General features: G+C 64.6%; 2 protein-coding genes. One reads left to right on the forward strand and one right to left on the reverse strand.

Annotated elements, in window-relative coordinates:
- Positions 1-316 (reverse strand): hypothetical protein (locus AC01FP_RS18760; RefSeq protein WP_474482428.1); only part of this gene is annotated, 316 nt, incomplete at its 3' end.
- A 29-nt stretch (positions 317-345) separates the two neighbouring features.
- Between AC01FP_RS18760 and AC01FP_RS18765 the strand changes: the two genes are divergently transcribed.
- The coding region (locus AC01FP_RS18765) for a hypothetical protein (RefSeq protein WP_474482430.1) at positions 346-588 on the forward strand (243 nt) is incomplete at its 3' end.

The following is a 588-nucleotide window of genomic DNA, read 5'->3' on the forward strand; positions in this document are numbered from 1 at the left end:
AAGATCGCCTGAGCTGATGCCCCAAGCTGATCGGAGCCTGCTCGTCCTGTCCGGTGGCCATCCTTACGAGGAAGCACCGTTCGCCGCACTGTTGGAAAGCCTTTCCGGGTGGCAGGTAACCCACCTGATCCACCCGGAGGCCGAGGAAGCGGTGGCGCAGGGTGCGGCAGAACTGGCCGATGCGATCCTGTTCTACGATATGCCTGGCTACACTTTTGCCGATGGCAAGGTGACCACCCGCCCGCCATCGGAAGGGTACAAGGCCGCGATCAGGGCCCATCTCGCTACCGGAAAGGGGGCGGTTGCGTGGCACCATGCGCTGGCCGGCTGGGCCGAATGGCCCGAATGGCGGAGATGCTGGGCGGGCGGTTCCTGTATCAGCCCGGCGAGGCGCAGGGCATGGCCATGCCAGATTCCGGCTATCGCCACGATGTCACCTACACCGCTGAAGTGCTGGTCGAGCATCCGGTCACCGCCGGACTGCCCGCCACATTCGCGCTGTGCGACGAACTTTATCTCGCGCCGGTATTCGCGGACTCTGTCCAGCCACTGCTGCACGCACGCCATGCCTTCGTGTGCGAGAACTGC

The organism is Cyanobium sp. NIVA-CYA 375, from assembly GCF_056108345.1.